This window comes from Candidatus Hakubella thermalkaliphila (assembly GCF_013281975.1).
GTDB lineage: Bacteria > Actinomycetota > Humimicrobiia > Hakubellales > Hakubellaceae > Hakubella > Hakubella thermalkaliphila.
The window spans coordinates 1-3,311 of the sequence record NZ_BLRZ01000147.1; the positions used below are offsets into that span (position 1 = coordinate 1).

The following is a 3,311-nucleotide window of genomic DNA, read 5'->3' on the forward strand; positions in this document are numbered from 1 at the left end:
CCCAAGACCCAGATTAAAGAAGATACTGTCGAAGCTGAAGCCCAGAAAGACGCTTCCGAGACCGAGACCAAAGAGGCCGCGCCCCAGCCCGAGGCCCAAGATGCCCCTGTCCCTTATCCCACTCCTGCGCCCGATGTCAAACAAGCTATTCCCTCCACTGAGCCAAGAGAAACAGCCTCAGCCACGCAGGAAGGCAAGGAGGGAAAGGAAGCCAAAGATAAATCTCTTGAGTCAGTTCTAGAGGAGATGAAAAAGGAGGCTCGCTCCTAGAGATCTGGCCTTTTGATTTCCTCTGGCTCTGGTGTCGATCCCAACCAAAGGCTGAGAAGGACCTGTAAAGTGCCACGGGCTTTGCCCGTGGGTATCTACTGATGCACCATCTATTAGTAGGTTTGGGAAAAGGACATGTTAATCTGTCTGGTGGGACCCATGGCCTCGGGCAAGACCGAGGCTCTCAGCATTTTCCGAGAACTGGGAGCAGAGATCATTGAGTCTGACCACATGGCCCGAAAAGTGGTAGCTCCTGGTTCGCCGGTTCTGGCCCAGCTGGCCCAGGAGTTTGGGGAGGACATCCTCCTTCCCGATGGTCAGTTGGACCGCTCCAGGCTGGCCCATCTGATTTTCTCCCAGGAGGAGAAGCGAAGGAAACTGAATTCCATCATTCTCCCCCCCATCATAGAGATAATTGATCTTGAAGTTCGTCGTCTGAGGGGAACCGGTCGGACAATCGTGCTGGAAGCTCCATTGCTCTTCGAGACCGGATATGAGAACAATTGTGATTACATAGTCTGCGTGGACGCCGATGACGAGTTCCGACTGAGAAGGCTGATCCAAAAGACGGGTCTCTCCGAGGAGGAGGCTTGTCTTCGCATCCGAGGCCAAAATCTCCAAATTCCTGCCCACAAAGTAGACTTTGTTATTAAAAATGAGGGCGATAGGGAGGAGTTGGTTAGAGAAGTGAAAAGAGTGTGGGATGAATTCGCTAGAAGAAGCCGTAAAGAGTCTCAATGAGCAGGTAAAGAGGTGAGGTCCAGACTCACCTTCACACATTGATCAATAGCCCGCATGGTCAGGTCGTTGAATCGCCCCGTCGCATCAAATTCCTGTTGCATCTTCGGGTCACCCGTGCTAAAGTGGAAATCGGAAGGGGTCTGACATATGCACAAATCGCCCATGCACCGCGGCGCGCCACGGTGCATGGGCGATTCCTTTCTATTTGGGTTACACTTAAAAGGAGAATCCGATTTTTATTTGGCTATGTCAACAAAAATAGCTCCATCACGTAACTTTAGAACAAAGCCCAATTTTTGGTTGATATTCACCCTCACCCTGTCTCCTCTCTCTACAAGGGAGAGGGAACGTTACACCTTCTCCCCATAGGAGAGAGTGGGGGTGAGGGGAGGAACTGCAAAATCGCGGTCGAGTCTTACGGGGAGGAGGTGAGAACCATCTCACTGCAAGCCGTCACGCAATTACTCGAACGCGCCCTCAACGATGAAACCTTTTTCGCGCAACTCAAGATGAGCTTTGATGAAGCGATCAAAGACTACCACCTGACGCCCGAGGAGGTCGCCGCGCTGAAGAGTGGCGATCAAGACGCTCTGCGCGCCATGGGCGTGGACAAGCGGCTGGCCAGGGGCGGCGCAGGCGCCTTTTGGCGCTGACGCGCGCTGGTGAGTGCGGGGGCGCGGTTTACCCTGAGCATCCTGAGCAAAGGCGAAGGACGAAGGGGCGGCGCGGCTACGCACTTCACAAAGGTGGTTGATTAAGGTTCTCGGGGCTGGGCTTGCGAGTGATGCGGATGTGGCCGGGCTGCACGACTGTGAAGCAACCGCTCAATGCTTCTCCGTTTTCCTGCACGAGTTGCCTGACGGTCTGGGCTGGCGCCTTGCGGGCGTTGCCGGGAAAGCGAATCAAGATCACACCGGGCGAGTCTGCGCGGCTCACGAAGACCAGCCAGCCAAAGTCTTTGTCCTCGGTGAGGAGGATACGCTGTTCCTGCGCAGCCTGCGCGATGAGTTCGCTGTCGTCGGAGCGGCATGTCACTTCGCTCACAGCGAGCACATCGTAGCCCGCGGTTCGCAAAGCGCGCACGACGGCAAAGTCGCAACTTTCGTCGGCTAGAAAGCGCACGGTAGAGGTGGTCATCAGGCCGTTTGCAGCAAAATGGTTTCGTGCGCTAGTGAGTCGGCGGCATACGCCAATGCAGCCCGAATGTCTTCGGGGGTCAGACGCGGGTAGGCGTCCAGCAGGTCAGCCTCTGTCGCACCTTCACTGAGTTTACGGAGGATGAGTTCGACCGGAATGCGCGTCCCGCGAATCACCGGCTTGCCCAGCATCACGGCAGGATTGATTTCGATACGATCAGTCACCATATAGCGCTCCTTCGCTTGCTGATATTGGCACGCTCAAAGTATACGCTATCTCAGGATAGGAGGCAACGAGCAGGCAGGCACGCAAGTGTATGTCATCTGTCATCAGAGGCCCAGACTCACCTTCACACATTGGTCAATCGCCCGCATGGTCACGTCGTTAAATTGCCCCAGCCGTTTGACCACACTGGTCTTGGGAACGGTGAGGATGACTTCCGCTTGAATGACCGAGTCCCCATCCAACCCGGTGCCTTCAGCCTCTGGGGAGTCCTGGCGCACAATGAGGTTGGGGGGGGTATTCTCGCCTGGGAAGTTGAGAAGAAATGGCCGCGACAATGAGATTGGGGCTAAAGCGGTTGCCCACATTGTTCTGGATGATGACGGCTGGGCGCACCTTGGTCCGTGTCGGCTCAGTAACGTACGGGAAGGACACCAGAACGACGTCGCCGCGGCAGAAAGTCTGCTCCTTACTCATCCCAGCGCCAGACTCCCTCGGCTGCGGTGGCCTGTAAAGGTACGCTTTCTGAGGTAATGCCAGCGGCTTCCCGAGCCATTGCTTGATACCCCTCGGCCAACAACGCCTCGAATTCTTGCTGCCGCTGCCGTTCTAACCAATCTTGCAAGAGCTGACGCACCACCTGGCTGCGCTTCTGCCCCAGTCGTCGTGCTGCCGTGTCTACTGCCTGCAAGAGATCCGCTGGTAAAGTAAGCATCACACGTTCCATACGAAATTGCCCTTTCTATATTGATATTTACGCGTCCAAAGTATATACTATCTCAGGATAAGAGTCAACAAATCAGTTTTGATGTGGCGAAATTCCAACACGCCGAAGGGGGTTTCCCAGCGCGCGGGGCGCGCCGTCGCGACACTGGTGATCACGGGCACGTACTCGGGACTCAGACCGTAGAAGGCCCGCGCGGATTGGCCACTTACGTACG

At 55.6% G+C, this 3,311-nt stretch carries 7 protein-coding genes and 1 pseudogene; 3 read left to right on the forward strand and 5 right to left on the reverse strand.

All coding sequences use genetic code 11. The features are described from left to right. The 3 genes and pseudogenes from HW443_RS10025 to HW443_RS10035 all read left to right on the forward strand — a co-directional run. Positions 1-270 (forward strand): annotated as a pseudogene (locus tag HW443_RS10025) (hypothetical protein); the annotation flags it as partial. A gap of 135 nt (positions 271-405) precedes the next feature. After that, positions 406-1,011 (forward strand): dephospho-CoA kinase, encoded by a 606-nt coding sequence (coaE, locus tag HW443_RS10030; protein ID WP_258189896.1) that lies wholly within the window; start codon positions 406-408, stop codon positions 1,009-1,011. A 428-nt stretch (positions 1,012-1,439) separates the two neighbouring features. Then, positions 1,440-1,664: an Os1348 family NHLP clan protein gene (locus tag HW443_RS10035; RefSeq protein ID WP_176238139.1), complete on the forward strand. Its 225-nt coding sequence runs from the start codon at positions 1,440-1,442 to the stop codon at positions 1,662-1,664. Between the two features lie 85 nt (positions 1,665-1,749). Here HW443_RS10035 and HW443_RS10040 read toward each other — a convergent pair whose 3' ends face one another. The 5 genes from HW443_RS10040 to HW443_RS10060 all read right to left on the reverse strand — a co-directional run bounded on the left by HW443_RS10040 (position 1,750) and on the right by HW443_RS10060 (position 3,097). Further along, on the reverse strand, positions 1,750-2,148 hold the full coding sequence (locus HW443_RS10040) for a DUF5615 family PIN-like protein (RefSeq protein ID WP_176235860.1): 399 nt from the start codon (positions 2,146-2,148) through the stop codon (positions 1,750-1,752). Further along, entirely contained in the window at positions 2,148-2,375 is a 228-nt protein-coding gene (locus HW443_RS10045) for a DUF433 domain-containing protein (protein ID WP_176227145.1), read from the reverse strand. The genes HW443_RS10040 and HW443_RS10045 overlap by 1 nt, the downstream gene beginning before the upstream one ends. A 102-nt stretch (positions 2,376-2,477) precedes the next feature. Continuing rightward, the gene (locus HW443_RS10050; protein WP_176238140.1) at positions 2,478-2,615 is read right to left on the reverse strand and encodes a type II toxin-antitoxin system PemK/MazF family toxin; all 138 of its coding nucleotides are present in this window, start codon (positions 2,613-2,615) and stop codon (positions 2,478-2,480) included. 10 nt (positions 2,616-2,625) lie between these two features. After that, on the reverse strand, positions 2,626-2,847 hold the full coding sequence (locus tag HW443_RS10055; RefSeq protein ID WP_176238141.1) for a type II toxin-antitoxin system PemK/MazF family toxin: 222 nt from the start codon (positions 2,845-2,847) through the stop codon (positions 2,626-2,628). After that, on the reverse strand, positions 2,840-3,097 hold the full coding sequence (locus HW443_RS10060) for a CopG family ribbon-helix-helix protein (RefSeq protein WP_176235861.1): 258 nt from the start codon (positions 3,095-3,097) through the stop codon (positions 2,840-2,842). Before HW443_RS10060 ends, HW443_RS10055 begins: the two co-directional genes overlap by 8 nt. Positions 3,098-3,311 lie beyond the last annotated feature (214 nt).